Genomic DNA, 2,988 nt, shown 5'->3' with positions numbered 1-2,988 from the left:
CCTTAAAAAGGATAAAACGATCAAGGGAAGTATCAACTTAAAAAGAATGAAAGCTGGCTGGGACGAAAATTACCTGTCAAAACTTTTGGAGGCGAACGCATTTTGATGCGTCCGCCCTGTAGTTTAGAACATAAGTTCGATAGTTTAGAACATAGATTTTTACAGGCTTAAAAAGAAACATTTATCTCAGTCATATTCATAGTTGACTACTTATGCTGAGTAATTACCACCATCAGTAACTACTCATGACTGAAGAGGATACTGGGCTGTTTCCCTATGTATAATCGGGCTGTTTTCCCTATATATAATAAGGTGTACGCCCACAATTCTGTAATAAAAGCCTCTTACAAACTGTTAAAAACTTACCTTTTTACACCTTTTCTTTATTTTTTCTGTCTTTTTGTTCTTTTTTTCAAACTTTTTCTTTAACTTTGCAATCGGAAATAACAAAATAGAAATTTTTAAACCCAATAAAAGATATAGATTATGAAAGCATCAGAAGTGATCGCGAATCTTCAGAGAAGATTCCCTAATGAGCCTGAATACATCCAGGCAGTTAGTCAGGTTCTCGGTACTATCGAGGAAGAGTACAACAAGCATCCTGAGTTTGAGAAGGCCAACCTCATTGAGCGCCTTTGCATTCCAGACCGCATTATCGAGTTCCGTGTTTCATGGGTAGACGACAAGGGTAATGTACAGACTAACATGGGTTACCGAATCCAGCACAACAATGTCATCGGTCCTTACAAGGGAGGTCTTCGCTATCATAAGTCAGTAAACCTGAGCATCTTGAAGTTCCTGGCTTTCGAGCAGACATTCAAGAACTCTCTGACAACCCTTCCTATGGGTGGAGCCAAGGGTGGTTCTGATTTCTCACCTCGCGGCAAGAGCAACAATGAGGTTATGCGTTTCTGCCAGGCTTTCATGACTGAGCTTTATCGCCACATGGGCCCAGACGAGGACGTTCCTGCAGGTGATATTGGTGTAGGTGGCCGTGAGGTAGGCTATCTCTTCGGTATGTACAAGAAGTTGACTCACCAGTTCCAGGGTGTCTTGACTGGTAAGGGTCAGGAGTTTGGCGGTTCCCGTATCCGTCCTGAGGCAACAGGTTATGGTAATGTTTATTTCCTCTGCAACATGCTTGCCACCAAGAACATCGACATCAAGGGCAAAACTGTCTTGGTTTCTGGTTCTGGTAACGTGGCTCAGTACACTATGGAGAAGTTGCTTCAGTTGGGTGCAAAGCCTGTCACATGTTCCGACTCAGATGGTTACATCTACGATCCAGACGGTATCGACCGCGAGAAACTCGACTACATCATGGAACTGAAGAATGTAGAGCGTGGCCGTATCAAGGAATATGCCGAGAAATATGGCGTGAAGTATGTTGAAGGAGCTAAACCTTGGTTCGAGAAGGCAGACATCGCTCTTCCTTCTGCTACTCAGAACGAAATCAACGAAGAGGCTGCAAAGGCATTGGTTGCCAACGGCGTATTCGCAGTGAGCGAGGGTGCCAACATGCCTACTACTCCTGAGGCCATCAAGGTATTCCAGGATGCCAAGATCCTCTATGCTCCTGGTAAGGCTGCCAATGCTGGTGGTGTAGCTGTATCAGGTCTTGAGATGAGTCAGAACTCTGAGCGTCTGAAGTGGAGCCGTGAGGAGGTTGATGCTAAACTTCACGAAATCATGAACGATATTCACGCCAACTGTGTGAAGTATGGTACCGAGGCAGACGGTTACGTAAACTACGTAAAGGGTGCCAACGTTGCAGGCTTCCTGAAGGTTGCCAAGGCTATGATGGCTCAGGGTATCGTATAATAAAATGACAGATATTTAATTATACACATAAAAAATCCTAACTTCTCTTCGTGAGAGGTTAGGATTTCTTTTTTTAAAGCAACAACAAGACTATTGTCGTGGCTGATAAAACAACACAGCCTTGATGTAGGTTTCAAACTTCAGGTCGGCATGGCGCGCCAGCCGAAAGCGGATAATGGCTTTCAGTACAGCATATAGGCATAATGCCAACATCAGACCGACAGCGATAGCCAAAACCGTAGTTCCCATCTTACCATAAATATAGGCACTGTCGGGAAAAGCCGAAAGAACGATAACAGGCAACAAAGTGATAATGCCACCCACCGTCAGCTTATTGCGACTGCTTCCTCCCATATCGAGAATAGCTTGCTTGTCAAAAAGATAATCATCCAGTTCCATACCCTCGATACCATAGTCTTCCATCTTGGGGAAGTCGGGATAATTGCCATACAACTTGATTTTGTTGGTCACTTTATGCTCAAAATCGTTGAGGATTTGCTTTTCTGGTTCTCTGATGTTCATGACTTTAAATAATTAAGTGGAGATTAAAAATAAATATATAAAAAGAAAGCAGTGCCCCTATAAGCCGAGTTCTGTTCCCGCAACAAAGTGCAGGTGCATGTCATTTATCTAATCCCTGAGTCACCCCAGGGCTTGAGCACTCTACCCTCCGCAGCTGCCATAAAAGACACTCGGGCGAGCAACCCTCAGTCTGCGGTATACATGAGCTTACAGCTCCCAGCCGACACAGCATGACGATCACCCGTCATCTGGTGGTCTCTTACACCACCTTCTCACCCTTACCCTGCTTTCATCTAAAGACTCAACAAGGCGGTTATTTTCTTCTGCCTACACCTACTGTCACCAATAGCTTCTATTTTCGGAAGTGGGATGCTCTGTGCTGCCCGGACTTTCCTCTCGTCTTACCATGAAGACCAGCGACACGCCGGGGCACTGCTTTCTGTATCTTACTAAAGTGCAAAGGTACAAAAAACTTTCGAAAAGTAAAGGACTTTTCTTACTTATTTTCTATATTTCAACCCTATAAGGTAGGGTGTTCAAAATTCGAATCAAAAATCCGGTATAAAAAATGGTGTTATTTTGGTGCAGCTAAGTTACTGATTTTTAACACTTTAATATACGAAATAGTTCTTTGAAAATTTGCAT

Annotated in this window: 2 protein-coding genes and 1 other RNA gene; 1 reads left to right on the top strand and 2 read right to left on the bottom strand. The window is 43.6% G+C overall.

Features of this window, described 5'->3' with window-relative positions:
* The first annotated feature begins 486 nt into the window (after positions 1-486).
* Complete coding sequence (locus P3T48_RS14285; RefSeq protein ID WP_158462977.1) at positions 487-1,821, top strand: NADP-specific glutamate dehydrogenase; 1,335 nt, start codon at positions 487-489, stop codon at positions 1,819-1,821.
* Between the two features lie 90 nt (positions 1,822-1,911).
* On the opposite strand, the gene P3T48_RS14280 is transcribed toward P3T48_RS14285, so the two are convergent.
* Together P3T48_RS14280 and rnpB are read right to left on the bottom strand one after the other, a co-directional pair.
* Positions 1,912-2,343: a hypothetical protein gene (locus P3T48_RS14280; protein WP_022252655.1), complete on the bottom strand. Its 432-nt coding sequence runs from the start codon at positions 2,341-2,343 to the stop codon at positions 1,912-1,914.
* A gap of 44 nt (positions 2,344-2,387) precedes the next feature.
* Positions 2,388-2,779: RNase P RNA component class A (gene rnpB / locus P3T48_RS14275), an RNA gene on the bottom strand.
* Positions 2,780-2,988: the final 209 nt, after the last annotated feature.

It is taken from the genome of Segatella intestinalis, assembly GCF_029348455.1.
Classification (GTDB): Bacteria; Bacteroidota; Bacteroidia; order Bacteroidales; family Bacteroidaceae; genus Prevotella.
This window is presented reverse-complemented; position numbering and strand designations above follow the sequence as displayed.